The sequence below is a fragment of the Synechococcus sp. UW86 genome (assembly GCF_900474085.1).
Lineage (GTDB): Bacteria > Cyanobacteriota > Cyanobacteriia > PCC-6307 > Cyanobiaceae > Parasynechococcus.
The window spans coordinates 133,283-150,599 of the sequence record NZ_UCNU01000017.1; the positions used below are offsets into that span (position 1 = coordinate 133,283).

22 protein-coding genes and 1 tRNA gene are annotated in these 17,317 nt (G+C 63.2%); 13 read left to right on the forward strand and 10 right to left on the reverse strand.

Annotated elements, in window-relative coordinates:
• Positions 1-10 precede the first annotated feature (10 nt).
• From DXY04_RS09080 to DXY04_RS09085, 3 genes are all read right to left on the reverse strand, one after another.
• On the reverse strand, positions 11-1,162 hold the full coding sequence (locus DXY04_RS09080; RefSeq protein WP_115161812.1) for an NAD(P)-binding protein: 1,152 nt from the start codon (positions 1,160-1,162) through the stop codon (positions 11-13).
• Between the two features lie 24 nt (positions 1,163-1,186).
• Positions 1,187-1,360: a hypothetical protein gene (locus DXY04_RS12375; protein WP_170950646.1), complete on the reverse strand. Its 174-nt coding sequence runs from the start codon at positions 1,358-1,360 to the stop codon at positions 1,187-1,189.
• A 13-nt stretch (positions 1,361-1,373) separates the two neighbouring features.
• Positions 1,374-1,445: transfer RNA gene (locus tag DXY04_RS09085), tRNA-Lys, on the reverse strand.
• A 79-nt stretch (positions 1,446-1,524) separates the two neighbouring features.
• Between DXY04_RS09085 and DXY04_RS09090 the strand changes: the two genes are divergently transcribed.
• The 7 genes from DXY04_RS09090 (at position 1,525) to DXY04_RS09120 (ending at position 7,185) form a co-directional block, all read left to right on the forward strand.
• Entirely contained in the window at positions 1,525-2,037 is a 513-nt protein-coding gene (locus DXY04_RS09090; protein ID WP_115131999.1) for a gamma carbonic anhydrase family protein, read from the forward strand.
• 193 nt (positions 2,038-2,230) lie between these two features.
• Positions 2,231-2,353, forward strand: a complete 123-nt coding sequence (locus tag DXY04_RS12170; protein WP_025362202.1) for a photosystem II protein Y — start codon at positions 2,231-2,233, stop codon at positions 2,351-2,353.
• Positions 2,354-2,400: 47 nt separating this feature from the next.
• On the forward strand, positions 2,401-3,771 hold the full coding sequence (gene trmFO / locus DXY04_RS09100) for an FADH(2)-oxidizing methylenetetrahydrofolate--tRNA-(uracil(54)-C(5))-methyltransferase TrmFO (RefSeq protein ID WP_115161813.1): 1,371 nt from the start codon (positions 2,401-2,403) through the stop codon (positions 3,769-3,771).
• A complete protein-coding gene (locus DXY04_RS09105; RefSeq protein WP_115161814.1) occupies positions 3,768-4,733 on the forward strand; it encodes a cation transporter in 966 nt (321 codons plus the stop codon). The genes trmFO and DXY04_RS09105 overlap by 4 nt, the downstream gene beginning before the upstream one ends.
• Before the next feature lie 24 nt (positions 4,734-4,757).
• Positions 4,758-6,314, forward strand: a complete 1,557-nt coding sequence (gene crtH / locus DXY04_RS09110; protein ID WP_115161815.1) for a carotenoid isomerase — start codon at positions 4,758-4,760, stop codon at positions 6,312-6,314.
• 35 nt (positions 6,315-6,349) lie between these two features.
• Positions 6,350-6,634 (forward strand): hypothetical protein, encoded by a 285-nt coding sequence (locus DXY04_RS09115; protein ID WP_115161816.1) that lies wholly within the window; start codon positions 6,350-6,352, stop codon positions 6,632-6,634.
• Complete coding sequence (locus DXY04_RS09120; protein ID WP_115161817.1) at positions 6,631-7,185, forward strand: hypothetical protein; 555 nt, start codon at positions 6,631-6,633, stop codon at positions 7,183-7,185. The genes DXY04_RS09115 and DXY04_RS09120 overlap by 4 nt, the downstream gene beginning before the upstream one ends.
• A gap of 78 nt (positions 7,186-7,263) precedes the next feature.
• Here DXY04_RS09120 and DXY04_RS09125 read toward each other — a convergent pair whose 3' ends face one another.
• Both DXY04_RS09125 and DXY04_RS09130 read right to left on the reverse strand, forming a co-directional pair.
• A complete protein-coding gene (locus DXY04_RS09125) occupies positions 7,264-7,533 on the reverse strand; it encodes a hypothetical protein (protein ID WP_136975385.1) in 270 nt (89 codons plus the stop codon).
• A 1,038-nt stretch (positions 7,534-8,571) separates the two neighbouring features.
• On the reverse strand, positions 8,572-9,339 hold the full coding sequence (locus tag DXY04_RS09130; RefSeq protein WP_115161819.1) for a response regulator transcription factor: 768 nt from the start codon (positions 9,337-9,339) through the stop codon (positions 8,572-8,574).
• A 74-nt stretch (positions 9,340-9,413) separates the two neighbouring features.
• Between DXY04_RS09130 and DXY04_RS09135 the strand changes: the two genes are divergently transcribed.
• A complete protein-coding gene (locus DXY04_RS09135; protein WP_115162206.1) occupies positions 9,414-9,686 on the forward strand; it encodes a DUF6761 family protein in 273 nt (90 codons plus the stop codon).
• 1 nt (position 9,687) lies between these two features.
• On the opposite strand, the gene grxD is transcribed toward DXY04_RS09135, so the two are convergent.
• From grxD to DXY04_RS09155, 4 genes are read right to left on the reverse strand one after another with little or no spacing between them, the layout of a single operon-like run.
• Positions 9,688-10,011 (reverse strand): Grx4 family monothiol glutaredoxin, encoded by a 324-nt coding sequence (grxD, locus tag DXY04_RS09140; RefSeq protein WP_115161820.1) that lies wholly within the window; start codon positions 10,009-10,011, stop codon positions 9,688-9,690.
• 19 nt (positions 10,012-10,030) lie between these two features.
• Complete coding sequence (locus DXY04_RS09145; protein WP_115161821.1) at positions 10,031-10,279, reverse strand: BolA family protein; 249 nt, start codon at positions 10,277-10,279, stop codon at positions 10,031-10,033.
• Between the two features lie 48 nt (positions 10,280-10,327).
• Complete coding sequence (locus DXY04_RS09150) at positions 10,328-10,855, reverse strand: hypothetical protein (protein ID WP_115161822.1); 528 nt, start codon at positions 10,853-10,855, stop codon at positions 10,328-10,330.
• A gap of 28 nt (positions 10,856-10,883) precedes the next feature.
• Positions 10,884-11,639: a 1-acyl-sn-glycerol-3-phosphate acyltransferase gene (locus DXY04_RS09155; RefSeq protein WP_170951384.1), complete on the reverse strand. Its 756-nt coding sequence runs from the start codon at positions 11,637-11,639 to the stop codon at positions 10,884-10,886.
• Between the two features lie 26 nt (positions 11,640-11,665).
• Between DXY04_RS09155 and DXY04_RS09160 the strand changes: the two genes are divergently transcribed.
• From DXY04_RS09160 to DXY04_RS09180, 5 genes are all read left to right on the forward strand, one after another.
• On the forward strand, positions 11,666-12,415 hold the full coding sequence (locus DXY04_RS09160; RefSeq protein ID WP_115161823.1) for a pyridoxine 5'-phosphate synthase: 750 nt from the start codon (positions 11,666-11,668) through the stop codon (positions 12,413-12,415).
• A complete protein-coding gene (locus DXY04_RS09165) occupies positions 12,412-12,732 on the forward strand; it encodes an MgPME-cyclase complex family protein (RefSeq protein WP_115161824.1) in 321 nt (106 codons plus the stop codon). Before DXY04_RS09160 ends, DXY04_RS09165 begins: the two co-directional genes overlap by 4 nt.
• Positions 12,732-13,067 (forward strand): hypothetical protein, encoded by a 336-nt coding sequence (locus DXY04_RS09170; protein ID WP_115161825.1) that lies wholly within the window; start codon positions 12,732-12,734, stop codon positions 13,065-13,067. Before DXY04_RS09165 ends, DXY04_RS09170 begins: the two co-directional genes overlap by 1 nt.
• 67 nt (positions 13,068-13,134) lie before the next feature.
• The gene (locus tag DXY04_RS09175) at positions 13,135-13,755 is read left to right on the forward strand and encodes a metallophosphoesterase (RefSeq protein ID WP_115162208.1); all 621 of its coding nucleotides are present in this window, start codon (positions 13,135-13,137) and stop codon (positions 13,753-13,755) included.
• Complete coding sequence (locus tag DXY04_RS09180; RefSeq protein WP_115161826.1) at positions 13,749-17,027, forward strand: exodeoxyribonuclease V subunit gamma; 3,279 nt, start codon at positions 13,749-13,751, stop codon at positions 17,025-17,027. The genes DXY04_RS09175 and DXY04_RS09180 overlap by 7 nt, the downstream gene beginning before the upstream one ends.
• Here DXY04_RS09180 and DXY04_RS12480 read toward each other — a convergent pair.
• Positions 17,024-17,194 (reverse strand): hypothetical protein, encoded by a 171-nt coding sequence (locus DXY04_RS12480; protein WP_006851171.1) that lies wholly within the window; start codon positions 17,192-17,194, stop codon positions 17,024-17,026. The genes DXY04_RS09180 and DXY04_RS12480 overlap by 4 nt on opposite strands.
• Between the last annotated feature and the right edge of the window lie 123 nt (positions 17,195-17,317).

A 17,317-nucleotide genomic window follows, 5' to 3' on the forward strand; every position in this document is an offset into this window, starting at 1 on the left:
CATATAGAGATTAGCGGTCAGCGTGCAGCTGTTCAGCCAGGTTGACGCCGCTGCTGATCGCTCCCTCCGCTCGGCCGAAGCCAGGCCCTGCGATCCAGTCGCCACAGAACCCCACGGCGCTGGTGGGGCACCACTGCAGTTCTTGTGGCAAGGGGTTGTTGAGGGGCCGTGATGCCCCCCAGCGCATCACACCCAACGGCGTCGCCTGGTTCAATGCAGCTGAAACAACCGGGAGGGCTTGCAGCAGTTCGGGCAACAGCTCCACCAGGCGCTGTTGCTCCTGAGCCAGCAGGTGCCCCTGGCTTTCGGGCGTGATTGCTTCCCCGGAATCCAATCCATGCACCACAAGCCCCCAGCGTCCATCGCTTTGCGGCTGCAGCGCGAGGCGTTCCACCTTCCAGCGCGCCTTTGCGGCGTCGTCCAACCAGATCTGAGCGGGAAGCTCCTCCGCCTTGAGCGCGAGCACGCCCAGATCCACCATCAGGTTCCAGCGCGCTTCGGCTTGGCTGTGTTGCAGCAGGCTCAATGCCTTGTCGAGGTCGTCATCCACGCCTTCTGCAACGGCTGTGCGCAGGGGGACGTCATCCCAGGCCAGCATCTTCAGTGAGCGGGGATGGGCCAGCAGGGTTCCACTGAGCACAAGGCGCTTGGCCCTGAGGCTCCAGGTTCGATCCTCGTTCTCCAGCAGCCAATGGTCCCGGCGTCGCTCCAACCAGCGCACACGGGCTTCGAACTGACGGCTCAGTTGTGCGGTGCCAGCCGTATCGAGAAGCGCCTCGCAGATGCTGGCCATGCTGGGTACACCATGCCACCATCCACCATTTGGACAGGCGTTTGGGCTGGTGGCAGGCGACAAACCGGCTTCGACATCGAGGGAAAGCACAGCTCGCTCGTCCCGCTGGAGCACACCTGCTGAGCGCAATGGCTTCAGCAGTGAATCCATGCCCTCCAGCATGGATTCACTGAGATTGAACCCCGGTGCTCCATGGTTGAGCAGCCAGTCACTTTTGTCGCGTCTCCTGCGGGTGGCCGTGCGTCCACCTGGACCCCGGCCGGCCTCGATCAAAGCGATGTTGAGATCGGATCCCAGCTGCTGGAGCCGGCCAATCAGGCTGCAGCCAGCAAGTCCTGCACCGATAACGGCGAGATCAACCTCAGCCACGTCTGCTGAAGCCTCTGCCGCCGATCACATCCAATAGCGCTCTGCGGCCACTCGAGAAAACAAACCACCCAGCAATGCCAGAAGAATCGTGACGCCAAAGAATGCGAAATACGCCATCTGAACTGTTGGCCTGATCAGAGATTCACGGCTTTCTAACAGCCGCTCGGTCGTCGGCTCAGTTGAGTCACGAGACGACATCAAATCGTGGATATGGGTCGCCTGAGATTCGAACTCAGGACCAGCCGGTTAAAAGCCGGATGCTCTACCGCTGAGCTAGCGACCCGTGCCCGCTTGGGCATGCCATTTCGGCACCAAATGAGGTTATCACTCAGGTCGCCGGGGAGACTGGTGGTTGCTGAACCATGGCCATGACTGGCTCCAAGCCCTGGCTCGATCCCCAGATTGATGCCAACGCCTGGGTTGCTGAATCCGCCGTCGTGATTGGCAATGTGCAGATGGCAGCGGGCAGCAGCCTCTGGCCGACGGCCGTTGCGCGCGGTGATCTCGAGCAGATCAGCATCGGAGCGGGCAGCAATGTTCAAGACGGTGCCGTGCTCCATGGCGATCCCGGACAGCCGGTTCGCCTTGGTGATGACGTCACCGTGGGGCACAGGGCTGTCATCCACGGCGCCACGCTCGAGGATGGATGCCTGGTGGGCATTGGGGCCATCGTTCTCAATGGCGTCACCGTCGGTGCAGGCGCCCTGGTGGCTGCTGGTTCTGTTGTTACCAAGGATGTGCCTCCCGGAACCCTGGTGATGGGTGCGCCAGCGGCGGTGAAGCGGGAGTTGTCGCCTGAAGCGATTGATGAACAGCGCTGCCATGCCCGGCGCTACGCGCAATTGGCGGCATCCCACGCCCAGATCAGGCCTTGAACGCACTCCTCTGATTGCTGCGAATTCGATCAGCTTTCAAGGAAGGTCGTGGGATCAACGGAGAAGTCCGTAAGATCGACGACACAGATTTCCGTTTTCAAGAATGGTCCGAGTTGCCATCGGTCTGGTCCTCATCCTGGTGATCGTCGGTTACTCGGCCTTCAGCGTGATCACCACGGGCCAGGTTCTGGGTATCGATGCCCGCCTGTTCCTGGTGGTTGCCCCGATCCTGGCCGCCGTCAGCTGGGCTGCTTTCAACATCGGCCGTGCGGCTGTGGGTCAACTGCAGCTGATGCTCAAGCGCAGCCGCGCCTGATCCAGGCAAGCGAGCTTCGTAGGCTGAAGGCTGCTTGATGCAGCCGGTTGTCTCAATCTCCTCATGTCACCGTTCTTGGTGCCGGTCTGGCCGGTACTGAGGCGGCCTGGCAGATCGCCCGAGCAGGAGTTGCGGTCACCCTGGTGGAGATGCGTCCGATTCGACGCTCCCCTGCGCACCACAGCAGTGATTTCGCTGAATTGGTGTGCAGCAACAGCTTTGGCGCTCTGAGCAGCGACCGTGCCGCAGGCTTGCTGCAGGAGGAACTGCGCAGGCTTGGCTCTCTGGTGATCGGCACGGCCGACACCCATGCCGTGCCGGCCGGCGGAGCCTTGGCCGTGGATCGCGGTCGCTACAGCGCTGCCCTCACGGAAGCTCTCGACAAGCATCCTCTGGTCACGATTGAACGGCGTGAGCAGCAGGCTCTACCGCCGGATGATGCGATCACCGTTTTGGCGACGGGGCCGCTCACGAGTGAACCGTTGGCGGAGGATCTGCGCCAGTTCACCGGCCGTGCCGACTGCCACTTCTTTGATGCGGCCAGTCCGATCGTGCATGGGGACAGCATCGATCTGTCGGTGGCCTTCCGCGCCAGCCGCTACGACAAGGGGGATGCCGACTACATCAACTGTCCGATGGACAAGGAGCAGTACCTGGCGTTCCGCCAGGCCCTGCTGGAGGCGGAACAGGCGGAACTGAAAGACTTCGACAAAAACGACGCCACCTTCTTTGAAGGCTGCCTGCCGATTGAGGAGTTGGCGCGTCGTGGTGAAGACACCATGCGTTATGGCCCCCTGAAGCCGATCGGGCTCTGGGACCCCCGTTGGGGCGATGTGAACGATCGCGATGTGCGCCGGGCCAAGCGCGCCTACGCGGTGGTGCAGCTACGGCAGGAAGACAAGGACGGGCGCCTCTGGAATCTGGTGGGTTTCCAGACGAATCTCAAGTGGGGTGAGCAGAAGCGAGTTCTGCAGATGATCCCCGGGCTGGGCCAGGCGGAATTCGTGCGCTTCGGGGTGATGCACCGCAACACCTTCCTGGAGTCGCCGCAGCTGCTGCAGCCCACCCTGCAGTTCCGCCAGCGCCCCAACCTCCTGGCGGCAGGCCAGATCACCGGCACCGAGGGCTATGCCGCCGCCGTGGCCGGTGGCTGGTTGGCCGGCACCAATGCGGCCCGGCTGGCCCTGGGCCTGGAGCCCATTGATTTGCCGGCCACCTGCATGAGTGGAGCCCTCACCCATTTCGTCAGCGAGGCACCAACGGCCAAGTTCCAGCCGATGCCCCCCAACTTCGGTTTGTTGCCGGAGCTGCCGGAACGCATTCGTGACAAGCGAGCGCGCTATGGCGCCTACCGCGATCGTGCCCTGCAGGACTTGGAGCCGATGCGGGCCCTCCAACCCCAGACCGTGACGGCATGACAACCCCTGCGGAGGCTCGCCGGATCGAACAGCGCTCCCTGCGCTTCGGTGTTGGAGCCAACGCAGTGATGGCCCTGGCTGGGTTTTCCGCCCATGTGCTCACCGGATCCTCGGCCCTGCTGTTGGACGGCCTTTATTCCGCCGTGTTGGTGGGGTCGTCCTTGATTGCCAGTCGCATCAGCCGCAACGTGGTGCGGCCACCGGATCGAGCCTGGCCCTACGGCTACGAAGGCCAGGAAGCCCTGTATGTGCTGTTTCGCTCCCTGGTGCTGCTCGGGGTGATCGGCTTTGGCGTCGGCAGCTCCTGCTCCACCTTGATCGATTGGTGGCGGGGGAACAGCATTGCGCCGCTGCATCTGGAGCCGGTGGCGCTCTACACCGCTTTGATGACAGCACTGTGTGGATTGCTGGCCTGGCGGCACCGCCGGGATTGGCGCCGCACGGGTCGTGTGTCGCTGCTGCTGCTCACAGAGGCCCGCAATGCCCGGATCGATGCCGTGATCACCCTGGCCACGGGGCTGGCCTTGCTGGCGTCGCCGCTGCTCTTGGCAACGCCGTTGTCTGTCCTTGCGCCGATTACCGATGCCCTGCTGGTGCTGGCGGTGAGCCTGGCCTTGCTGCGCGAACCGCTGGCGGCGCTGCGGGATGCCATGGCCCAGGCCGCGGGCTGTGCTGCTGACCCGGATGTGCTCCAGCGCACCCGCATGGTGTTGATGCAGGAGCTGGTGGGGCTTCAGCTGCAGATGATGGATTTCACGGTGCAGCAGCTCGGCCGCACGGCCTTTGTCGTGGTTTACATCAATCCGCTGCAGCCCCAGGAAAGTCGGGTGATTGATGGGTTGCGCCATCACATCGATGCCCGCTGCAGTGCCGAACTCGGACGTCCGGTGCGCTCTGAGGTGATCCTCACGGTGATGCCGCCGATTCACCGCCAGGATCCAAGGCCGCAGACGGCCCCTTAGCGTCACCCCCAAAGAAGTGATGCCATGAGCGAGAACCAGCAGTGGGATGCCGTTGTGATCGGTTCCGGCATCGGTGGTTTGGTCACCGCCAGTCAGTTGGCGGCCAAGGGAGCCAAGACCCTCGTTTTGGAGCGGTATCTGATCCCCGGCGGCAGTGGTGGTGCCTTCAAACGCGAGGGCTACACCTTCGATGTGGGGGCCTCGATGATCTTCGGCTTTGGCAAGAAGGGTTTCACCAACCTGCTCACCCGGGCCCTCGCCGATGTGGGGGAGCACTGCGACACCATCCCCGACCCCGCCCAGCTCGAGTACCACATGCCCGGTGGGCTGCGCATCGCCGTGGATCGCGACTACGAGCAGTTCATCGCCGATCTCACGGCGCGGTTTCCCCATGAGGCGAAGGGGATCCGCCGCTTCTACGACACCTGCTGGCAGGTGTTCAATTGCCTCGATGCCATGCCGCTTCTCTCGCTGGAGGATCCGGCCTACCTGACCAAGGTGTTCTTCAAGGCACCACTGGCCTGTCTGGGGCTGGCCCGCTGGCTGCCGTTCAACGTCGGTGCGGTGGCCCGCGAACACATCAAGGATGAGCAGCTGCTCAAGTTCATCGACATCGAGTGCTTCTGCTGGTCGGTGATGCCGGCGGATCGCACGCCAATGATCAATGCCGGCATGGTGTTTTCCGATCGGCATGCGGGCGGGATCAACTACCCCAAGGGAGGCGTCGGCGTGATCGCCGAAAAGCTGGTGAAGGGATTGGAACGTCACGGCGGCGCCATTCGCTACAAGGCCCGAGTCACCGAGGTGTTGATCGAGAACGATCAGGCGGTTGGCGTGAAGCTGGCCGATGGCGAGGTCATCCGTGCCAAGCGTGTGATCTCCAATGCAACCCGCTGGGACACCTTCTCGGGAGCGGGTGATGAGCAGCGCCGCTCCGGCCAGGCCCTGGTGGATGCCGCCCACACGCCGGGCAAGGAGCAGTTCTGGCGCAAGCGTTATGTGCCTTCCCCTTCGTTCCTTTCGCTGCATCTGGGGGTTCGGGCTGACCTGATTCCGGCCGGCACCCACTGCCATCACCTCCTGCTCGAAGACTGGAACCGGATGGAGGACGAGCAGGGGGTGATCTTCGTGTCGATGCCCTCGCTGCTGGATCCGGATCTGGCCCCGGCGGGGCATCACATCGTTCACACCTTCACGCCCTCATCGATGGAGGCCTGGCAGGGACTGACCCCCAGCCAGTACCGCGAGAAAAAGGAGGCGGATGCTGCACGGTTGATCCAGCGCCTGGAGGCGATCCTTCCCGGCCTCGCCGATGCCATCACCCACAAGGAAATCGGCACGCCCCGCAGTCACCGGCGTTTTCTGGGTCGCTTTCAGGGCAGCTACGGCCCGATTCCGGCGATGCAATTGCCGGGACTGCTGCCGATGCCGTTCAACCGCACGGGCCTGAAAAACCTCTATTGCGTGGGTGATTCCTGTTTCCCCGGCCAGGGCCTCAACGCTGTGGCCTTCAGTGGGTTTGCCTGTGCCCATCGGGTTGGGGCCGACCTCGGTCTTAACCCCTGGGCGCTGCCGGCCTGATCTTCTTCCTAGCGTGATCGTCTATAGGAGTTGGGATGCCGCCTGAGTTTCAGCCGTCGTCGGACGATCTGGCCCGCTACCTCGAGCAGAGGGGCGAGCTGACCAAGCCCTGGAATCTGCAGATGCTGCGGATCAAGAAGCTCAAGGAAGCAAAGGACTCGATGGATCCTCAGCTCTACCTCGAGAAGGTGCAGGAGGCCCATGCCGATCTGATGCGGCTCGGTCAGTTCTGGAAGGGGCGTGAACAGGAGGTGTTTTGTGGCACCTACCAACCGTCTGAACTGATTGAACCGCTGCCCGGTTCTCCAGACGACCGATGAACGGCATCGAACGTTTCGGGTTATCGCCCCTGATCCGCTTCACCCTGCTCAGCCTGTATGGGGCCTTGGTGCTGCCCTTGCCATTGCTGGCCCCTGCGGAGTCGAGCTGGCTGATGGTGGCAGGGCTGCTGCTGGGCTTGGTGTTGGTGATCGGTCTGTTGAGTGAACGGGTGGAGACCGATGCCGAAGGCATTCAGGTGCGTTACCCCGCCTGGATCCGCTGGTTGCTGCGGCGCGGCTGGTCCATGCGTTGGCAGGACATTCGGGCCCTGGTTCCCGTTGGCACCAGTCAGGGGGGAACGGTGTATTACGTGAAGGCAGCCGATCTGCGCCACCAGCTCCTGCCGCAACGCATTGAGCGCTTCGATCGATTCCTGGAGCTGCTGGCCGCCAACACCCCTGTGTCGACAAAGGGCATCGGGCGTCTGACCCCGCCCTGGACGTATCAGCTCTTGGCTGGATTGGCCGTGCTCATGATCGCCGGCGAACTGGTCACGTCTCTGGCGCTGGCCCAGGGCTGGATCAGTTTGCCGGCTGGTTATCCAGGCTGATCAGAGCTGTTTCTTTCAATAGAAAACTTCGCCAGGGCTGACGGGGTGAAATGGCTTGATTTGCTATCGATCGATGGATCAGTAACGGACGCATCCACCACGACCGTAGTAACCGCGAGCACAGGCACCATTGGGACCTGCAACAACACCGCGACCTCTGTAATGGTTCGGTCCGTAGTTGTAATAACCGCGGGGACCGTAGGTGTAACCGCGATTGATGACGACACCGCCTCCACCGTTGTTGTTCCAATAAACACCACCCGCCTTGGCTTCGGGAACAGCAGTGATCGCAAGACCAAGAGCAGCGATTGCTGTGCCGATGGCGATTCCGATGGTTGTGGTTTTCATGATCATTCCTCCTTGCTTGATCTGTGGGCTTCAGCCCTGTATTCACACCATCTCCGTTCCAACAGGGAATTAACTCCCTGAGTTGAGGGATTTTTTCAACGGATCGCATCCCTCATCTGGGTATGCAATAAAAACCCCCGCCATGGCTGACGGGGTGGAGTGTTTGAGGTTTGGTCGGGAGATGGATAGCGACAACATCAACGCCTCCCTGCTTTCCCTTGACGGGTCTTGTAAGGCTTTCAGCCTGTCTCAGAGACGCCCTTGGCAGGCATCAGGCTCCCCGACGCCATCGTTCAGGCATCAGCAATCCACTTGTATGTGGGCGATGGTGAGCAATGGAAGCATCGTGTTCTCCTCTCTGCGCACACCATCTCCGTACCTGTCTCAGAAAAACTCCCCTATTTGAGGGATTTGTTCACCAGCGCAGCTCCCCCATTCCAGGGACGTCATCCCACCAGCCACTCTCAATCCGGACGTGAAACGCTGTCTCGCTTCAGACCGGTATTGCCGCTTCGATCTCCCAGCCGTCGTTGAGCAGCTCTTCGGCCCGTTTCGGAGCCTCTTCAGAGGCAACATCGATGAGGAGAAATCTCTCGCCCTGGTTGCAATACAGCCTGGTTAATCCGATCACGGCGGGGGCTCCCGGGTGTCGACAGCGCCATGTTGACCCGGCTGCGCTGATCAAGCAATGAAGACGCCTGCAAACAACTCTTGATTTTGTCCAGATGTCCGGCGTTGCCATGGGGCGCTCAGACGTTGAAATCAATGCAGTTGTTCCGATCGGATGACAACCGAACTCACCAACCTCCCCTGCGGCACGGTTCAGCTCAAAGTTTGCGTGAATCACCTCTGTGAATGGGGTTGGGTGACCTCGCACCATCTGGTCCCGACCAAAGAGGCTCAGCTGAAGCAGGCCCTGCGTCATCACAAGACGAATAAGGCTCTTCCGAGGGCTTGAGCATCAAGGTTGCTTCGGGGTGGCGTTGATGAACCCTGACCCCAGAATTCCAGTCGCTGACTGGAATGAATTCACTTGATTCAGCTGGCCGGCAGATTGTCGAGGCTGAAGCGGTAGCCCCGCTGACGCACGGTGGTGATTCCACCGCCCTCGCCAAGACCGGCCTGCTCCAGCTTGCGGCGCAGGGTCAGCACCTGAGTGTCCACCGAACGGGGGCCACCGCTGAAGGGAGGCCAGGCCATTCGCAGCAGTTCCTGTCTGCTGCGCACCAGCCCAGGCGGCATCAACAGCGCACAAAGCAGGGCAAATTCGCGGGGGCTGAGCTCCACCGGCTGCTCCCGCAGCGTCACCTGACGGAGGAGCAGATGCACCTCCAGCGGACCAACGGTGACCCGCTCCTGCAGGCCGCTGTGCCCCCGCTTGAGCAGGGTGCGGCAGCGGGCGGCGAGTTCCTCGAGGCCAAAGGGTTTGCGCAGCACATCGTCTGCACCGTCATCCAGCAGGCCCACCACCGGTTCGGCTCCGGCCCGTGCAGTCAGCACAATCACCGGGCAACGCAGCTGCTCCGCTAAACGCAGGGCGGAGCTGCGCTCCAGCAGTTCTGCACTCACCAGGAGATCGGGTGACTGTTCCTGACAGACCTCCAAAGCTTCAGCGGCATTGGCCACTGCTGCGGTGAGATGACCGTCCTGACGCAGCCGCTGCACCAGCACCGTGCGCAGGGTGGGGTGCGGCTCGACCACCAACACTCGCGAAGGTTCCTGACCGGTGTTTGCGCTTGGCATCACCACCGGATCGCTGCTAGCTGCAGACGCTTCCGCCGTGAGGTCGTGGGGAGTGGAGGTCACTGGATCGGCCCGGGCACGCCTACGCTAAGCCGAAATTCCTGGCAGGCTGGTAGCAGGGGCTGCTGTTGTATCTCATGACATCACTCGACGACCCTGAAGCCATCCGTCATTTCCAATCGCTCTGCGATGCCTGTCAGGAGCTGACGACGAGATACCACACCCCGTCGGAGCTACGGCTGTATTCCGACGGCTACCTGCATGCATTGCGGAAGTCAGGATCGCTTGATCCACGCTCTCAGCATCGCCTCGAACAACTGATCGATCGCTGGATCATGGATCCGTCCAGCTTTATCGGTCCTGACGGGGATGTGAGCAGCTTGTATATGCGCCAACCCCAGGGTTATTGAGTTAACTGGCGAGAGCGATTTCCAGCTTTTCGCGAAGTTCACCGGAGTTGTACATCTCGATCAGGATGTCGGAGCCTCCGATGAATTCCCCTTTCACATACACCTGGGGGATGGTGGGCCAGCTGGAAAACTCTTTGATTCCCTGACGAATCTCTGGATCAGAGAGAACGTCGAATGTCTCGAATGCCACACCGAGGGAGTGCAGGATCTGCACCACATTGTTTGAGAATCCGCACTGGGGCATCAGCTTGGAGCCCTTCATGAACACGAAGATCGGGCTGGATGCGACCAGAGTTTCGATGCGAGCTTTGGTGGAGGTGTCCATCGTTGAACGTGAGTTGGCGTTAAGCGGACGCAGCGTCCGAAGGGGTTGAGGTGTTGAGGGCGAGGGCGTGAATCGCTTCGCTGGCCAATTCCTGCTGCAGCGCGCCGTAAACCATTTGATGCTGCCGGATGCGTGAAAGGCCAGCAAAAGCAGACGACACCACCGTCACCTGGAGGTGATCACCGCCACCGGTGAGGTCTTCAACGGTGACGGTGGCGTCGGGAATGACCTGTTGGATTGCGGCTTCAACGGCATCCGGCTGCACCATGGCGGCGGTTGTGCAAAAGGGGACTGGCTCAGATGCTGACAGACCGGCTCATTGGCCGGCAGCCGATGCACCCCGGAATTCGGTTTCAACGAAGCCCAGTTCCAGCAGGCTCTGATAAGCCTTCTGACCCTGGGGTTTGGCCGGCGTCATCAGCTTGACCACCTCGACCAGCACCGGAACAGCCACTTCGGGCTGGTTCTGACGGCGGAACAGGGCTGCCAGGCGGAGGTTGGTTTCCGCCAGCAGTTCCAGGGCTTCACGGCCCTTGGTGTCCATCTCGCGGGGGATCCGAGCATCAAGCCCCCGGAAGGCACCACTCAGGTCGCGATAGAAGGCCAGGAGCTGCTTGGAGGCTTTGCGGGCTTTGTCGTAATCAGCCCGCGCCTCGGCCAGGTCCCCACGGCTGGCTGCTGCATCGCCCTCAGCCAGCATCGAACGAACGGCCGTCGGGTTGAATCCACCCTGGCTCTGAGCCAGAACGCGGTTCTCGGCTGAGGTTTGGGCGATGCCGGGAGCTGCGGTGACGCCCAGGGTTGCCACCAGTGCAGCAGTCGTCAGCAATGCGCGACAACCCATGAGACCAGCAAGAAAACGTGCGCGGACTTTAGAAGCTCCGAAGCGGTCGGCCAACGGCAGCACGGGCCGCTTGTTCAGCCGTATGCATCGCTGCAGCGAGTTCGATGTTGAACTGCCGCGTCGCGTCGCGATCTCCCTTGGCTGGAACGCTGAGCGGTGCCCCGAAACAGAGCGCTGCCCGGCTGAAGGGCCGTGGTGGGGCCTGGCTGTAGCCCAAGCCAACGGGAACCACAGGAACGGAAACGCCGCGGCTCTGGGCCAGTTGGGCCAGACGCACCAGGCCGGGCCGCAGTTCAATCGCCGCGTCCTGCCGGTGAATCCTGCCTTCGGGGAACATCACCACTTGCTGTCCGTCGGCCAGCAGGTCGATGGCCAGACGCAGGGTTGTCATCGAGGGCCGTCCCTGGTCGACCGGGAAGCAGCCGAGCCGTTGCAGAAACCAGCCCTGCAGCCCCCGCATTTCGGTGGTGGTCACCATGAAGCGGCAGTCGCGGCCACTGACCCGACGGCCGGCGGCCATGGGCAGCATCAGGGCATCCCAGCGGGCGCGGTGCGTCGGTGCCAGCAGCACCGGGCCCTGATGGGGGAGGTGCTCTGGGTTGAGCACCAGACGCTCACGGAATTGAAAGCGCAGCGCCAGATCCTGGGTGGTGAACATCGCCAGGGGGGCCCAGAACCTGTCAATGCCGACACGCAGGCTGTTTTCTCGGGTCGCCAGGGCCGCTTGCAACGGGCTGATCGGATTCGATGCCTGAGAACCTAAATCCCCCAGGCAAAGCTGCATAGGATCCGGCCAACGACTGCCCCGTCATGGCCAGCCTCGGCGTCAATATCGACCACATCGCCAACATCCGTGAAGCGCGGCGGACCGTCGAGCCAGACCCGGTGTCGATGGCACTGCTGGCCGAACTCGGTGGCGCCGATGGGATCACCGTGCATCTGAGGGAAGACCGGCGTCACATCCAAGATCGGGATGTGGAGTTGCTGCGCCAGACCGTGCGCTCCCGCCTCAACCTGGAAATGGCCGCCACCGAGGAGATGGTGGCGATTGCGCTGCGGATCAAGCCCGACATGGTCACCCTGGTGCCGGAACGGCGGGAGGAGGTCACCACGGAGGGGGGCCTGGATGTGGCCGGACAAGAGGCCTCCCTGGGGGGAATGGTGCACACCCTTCAGGCCGCTGGGATTCCGGTGAGCTTGTTTGTGGATCCGGAGGCCACCCAGCTCCAGGCCAGCAAAGCAACGGGGGCCTGCTGGGTGGAATTGCACACGGGGCGCTATGCCGATGCCGACTGGAGCACCCAGCCCCAGGAGCTGGCGCGCTTGCAGGAGGGCACGGCCATCGCCCGGCAGCTCGGTCTGCGGGTCAATGCCGGCCATGGCCTCACCTATCAGAACGTTGAGCCCATCGCGGCCATCCCTGGGATGGAAGAACTCAACATTGGCCACACGATCGTGGCCCGCTCTGTCGCCGTCGGACTGCAACAGGCTGTGCGGGATATGAAGGTCTTGGTTCAGAATCCCCGCCTTGATCCCCTTTTCGGACAGGCGCCCGGATGACCACCTATCACTTCGTTGCAGCCAGCGAGCGCTTCCTCACCGTGGAGGAGCCGTTGGAGGAAGTGCTGCGGGAGCGCCAACGCAACTACGCCGAAACCGGCAAGACCATCGATTTCTGGCTGGTGAAGCAACCGGCTTTCCTCTCTTCTCCTGAGCTGGCTGAGCTCAAGGCAACCATTCCCCAGCCCGCTGCCGCTGTGGTGTCCACCGATCCCACCTTCATCACCTTCCTCAAACTCCGTTTGGAGTACGTGGCTGTGGGGACCTTTGAAGCTCCCTCCGCGGGGATTCCCGATGCCCTTGCCAGTGCCGTCTGATGAATCCCAGTTCCCTTCCCGTTCAGCAGCGCATTGCACTCCTGGTGCAGGCCCTCGATGGTGCGGAGAAAACCAACAAGGCCTTGGCCACCTGTCCCGACGGGGACGCGATGGTGGACATCCTGCTGGGGGCTTCGGCCAAGCTGGGGTTGGGGCTGACCCGCCGTGATCTCACGGAGACGCCGCCGATTCGCGACTGGATCTGGTTCAAGAACAACGATCCCCTGGTCACCGTTGGTGATGCCAAGCCCCGCTACCGCAGGGAAACCCCCGAAAAACCCAAGCCAGACCCGAACCAACCCAAGGAACGCAAGCGCTTTCTCGGTTTGTTCTGATCTGCATGCCGGATTCTTGGCGCTGCCTGGCTGAGCATCAGAATTGACGCATCTCCAGGTTGTTGCTTTGAACCTGCACAGCCGCCGGCACTGGGTGATTGGAGATGTGCATGGCTGCCATCAGCCCCTATGCCAACTGCTCGCCACCCTGCCGCCGAACGACCATCTGGTCTTCTGCGGGGATGTGATCAACCGTGGTGAGGCCATTCCCGCCACGATGAATCTGGTCTGGGATCTGGTCCAGGCCGGCCGTGCCACGTGGCTGCGCGGGAACCATGAGCAAGACCTCATTGATGCCCTGGAATCCAGGGACGGCTTGAGTCAGCACGCCACCTATGCCCAGTTGGGCGACAGCAGCGCTCGCCAATGGTTGCCGCGCCTGCAACAGCTCCCGCTCGTCTATCGCGGTGACGGTTGGTGCGCCACCCATGCCGGGTTCGATGCAGCGGGTCAACCGGACCTCTCCATTCGTGATCCCTTCTGGGAGGCCTATGACGGTCGTTTTGGCCAGGTTGTTGTGGGCCATACGCCCCGTCTCCAGGTGGAACGCCTTGGCGCGATTGTTCTGATCGACACCGGTGCGGTCTACGGCGGTTGTTTATCGGCCTACTGCCCGCAAACCGATGCGGTCGTTCAGGTTGAAGGAGCTGCAACCGATGCCGTGCTGGCTGGAGTTGGCCCTTGCTGACGGTTTATCGAAGCAACAGGGCTGAATTTCTGGCTCGCTTGCTCTCCCGTCAGTTGATCGAGCAGCAGCCGGCCCCCCTTGAAACGGTGGAGGTGATGGTCAACACCTGGCCCACCAGCCGATGGTTGGGGGAACAGCTGGCCACGGCCAACGGCATCAGTTCCCTTGTGCGCTTCCCCTTCCCGGGTAGTCGCCTGCGGCAGCTGGTGCGCCAGGTGCTGCATCTCCCCGCGCAGGAGGACGATCCCTGGAGAGCGGGCCAGCTGGTGTGGGCTGTGCTCGAGCTGCTGCCGGAGCTGTTGGAGCAGCCCGTCGCCCAGCCGCTACGGACCTGGCTTACCCAGCGTGAAGGAACCGCCTCGGGGTTGACGCGGGACCGTTGGCAGCTGGCACGCACCATCGCCGATGCCATGGACGATTACGCCCTCTACCGCCCCGATCAACTGGAGCAGTGGAAACGGCCGCGGCCCGATGACGACTGGCAGCCCGTGCTCTGGCGACTGCTGGCCCAACGGCTTCCCCGGGCTCCCTTTGGGCTGCAGGTGCGTGAGGCCGTCGATCGTCTCCGGCGAGGAGACGTTGATCCAGTCCTGCTGCCGGAGCGGCTGCGGCTGTTTGGCATCAGTGCCCTGGCACCGGTGCAGGTGGATCTGATTCAGGCCTTGTCCGGTCTGCTGGAGGTGGAGATCTACCTGCTCACCCCGTGTCCGGATCTGTGGCAGCGCTGCGGCAGTCGGCGTGCCTCGCTCGGGGATGACTGGCTGGTTCCGCCCGACGGGGGCTGGTTGGCGGAGGCGCCGCGCCTGGAGGCCGTGCTTGGGCGGATGGGCGCCGAATTTCAGCAGTTGCTGGAGGGCTCCGGTGAAGCCCAGTTGGGGGAGCGACGCGAGGGGGATCTGTTTGCAGGTTCCCTGCAGATGGCCGCAGCGGAAGAGCGCCAACCCACCCTGCTCGATCAGCTTCAGCAGCAGCTGGTGGATGCCGACAGCGTCCCCGCTCTGGAGCGTTCCTCCGACGATCAGTCGCTGTTGTTTCAGGCGGCACCGGGGCCTTGGCGGGAGGTGCAACTGGTGCGTGATCGCATCCTGCAGTGGCTGGCGGCCGATCCCGATCTCGCGCCCCGCGACGTGCTGGTGATGACGCCGCAGATTGAGCGCTATGCACCGCTGCTCAGCTCCGTGTTCAACGACATGGCGGCCATCGGTGTCGATTTGCCCTGGCGTCTCACTGACCGCAGTCAGCAGAGCAGTCCGGGGTTGTCGATGGCGATGTTCACGTTGCTGGAGCTGGCGGCCACACGCCTCACCGCCACGGGGCTGGAACGTCTGCTGGCCAATCCGGCCCTGCAGGGCCAGCAGGGACTCACGCCGGAGGAGGCGGTGCTGATCACCGAGACGCTGCAACGCAGCGGTTTTCGCTGGGGCTTGGATGCCCGCGAGCGGGGTGGGGATGAGGTGCACAGCCTGCGTTGGTGTCTCGACCGTTGGCTGCTGGGCTTGGTGCTGCCCGTGGAGCCGGGCCTGGCTCCAGCAGGGGCGGCACCGTTCCAGCAGGAGCTGGATCCCGATCGCCTGGTGCGCTGGTGGACGCTGCTGGACCGTTTGGCGCGGATGCTCGATCGCCTGCGACAGCCCCGGCCTTGCCATGACTGGGTGCAGCTGCTGCAGACCCTGTTGCAGGAGCTGTTCGCTGAGGGTGGGGCCTGGGCCGATGAGTCGCAGAGCTGGGCGGCGGCCCTTGAGGAGTGGCGATTGCGAGCCCAAGACTGCCCCCTGGACCTCGATGCAGCCGTGGCCTTGGAGGTGTTGCAGGAGGCCTTGTCGGTGGACAGTGGTCGCTTCGGTCACCGCAGTGGCGCCCTCACCATCAGTGCCCTGGAGCCGATGCGGGCGATCCCCCACAAGGTGGTGGTTTTGATGGGCCTCGACAGCGCCGACTTTCCACGCCCGAGCCGCCGCCCTGGTTTTCACTTGCTCGAGCAGCAACGGCGTCTGGGGGATCCCCGCAGCAGCGACCAGGACCGCTACGTGCTGCTGGAGGCCTTGATGTCGGCACGCCGTCATCTGCTGATCAGCTGGTGCGGGCGGCTGGAGCGCACCGGTGAGCCCCAGCCGCCTGCTGCGCCAGTGGAACAGTGGCTTGCGGTGCTGCAGGAGCAGTTGCAACGGGCCGGTTCCTCCACGGAGGGATTGTTGATCACGCCGGCGGCCAACCCCCTCTCCCGAGAGAACTTTCGGCCCGAGGCGCCGCTCAGCTGTGATCGCCGCCAGCTGGAGGCCCGGCGCTGCCTGGATCGTGCTCCGGCGTCGGACCAGGTCCAGGGGTTGGCCTGGGCATCGCTCTGGCAGCAAGACCTGAACGATGTCGATGTCGATGTCGATGGAGATGTCGATGACGAGGTAGAGGCCGAGGGACGTGACCGAGACGACCTGGCCCTGGACCCTGAAGCCTTGCTGGCCTGGATGCAGCAGCCCCAGAAGGCCTGGTTGCAGGCACGGGGGTTGCGGCCTGGGGAAGGCATTGAGGCGGTGGAGGATCTTGAGGCGCTCGAGTTGGAGGGCCTGCAGCGCTATTTGCTGCTCAACCACGAGCTTGAGGAGCAGTTCATTCTTGGATCGGCTCCGGATTGGACGACGTCGCTGGCGGGTCAGGGTGTGCTGCCGGCGGGGGCTGGTGCGGCCCTTGAGCAAGAGGAACTGCAGCAGCGTTGGCAGGCCCTGCAACGGCAGCTGGCATCGCTTGGCCCCTGCCGCCGGGAGGTGCCTGTGCTCGCCGGCCTGCCGATGCCCCTGCTCTACGCCGGCGACACCCAGGTGGTGGTGCAGCCCGGCATGCTCACGGCCGCGGCGGTGATGCGCGGCTGGTTGCAGCATCTGTTGCTCTGCGCTGAGGGATTGGCGCCTGCTGCCGGCTCAGCGGTGGTGGCCCGCAGCACCCGGGTTGCCGGCGCCGAGGTGCACTTGCGTTGGTCGGCGTTGCCGACGGCTGAAGCCGAGCACCAGCTGCAGCAGCTGGCGCGGCTGGCGCAACAGGGGCTGGAGCGGTGCTGGCCGGTCCCCCCGAAGAGCGGCTGGCAGATGGTGGCCAAAGACCGGCGCAAACCGGGGGAGGGGCCGCAGGACTTCCGCAAGACCTGGCAGGAGGAAGGGGCCACCCCGGTGATGCAGCTCTGCTTCGGCACGGAGATCGCTGCGGAGCAATTGATGGATGAGGCCGGATTCCAGGAGGCGTGTCAGCTGCTGTACGGCCCCCTTCTGGCCCAGCTGCGTTAGTCGAACAGCTCGTCGAGCATTTCGCGCATGCGTTCGTTGGAAATCACCATGGGCTCGCCGGCCTGACGGCGGAAGAAGTAGGCCCGATGTTCCTGGTTGATGCTTTCAACAGCGGCGGCTTTGCGCACCAGCAGCTGGGCCAATTTCTGACGACGTTCGGGGGACACAACAGGCCGGTGGCTTTCACCAACGTGTTGGCCTGATGGCCCCGCACCCGCACAAGCCCCTGTTCTCTCAAGGGTTGGGTTGTATCCGTTCACAAGCACATAAAAAAGCGAGGGTTCTTCAGG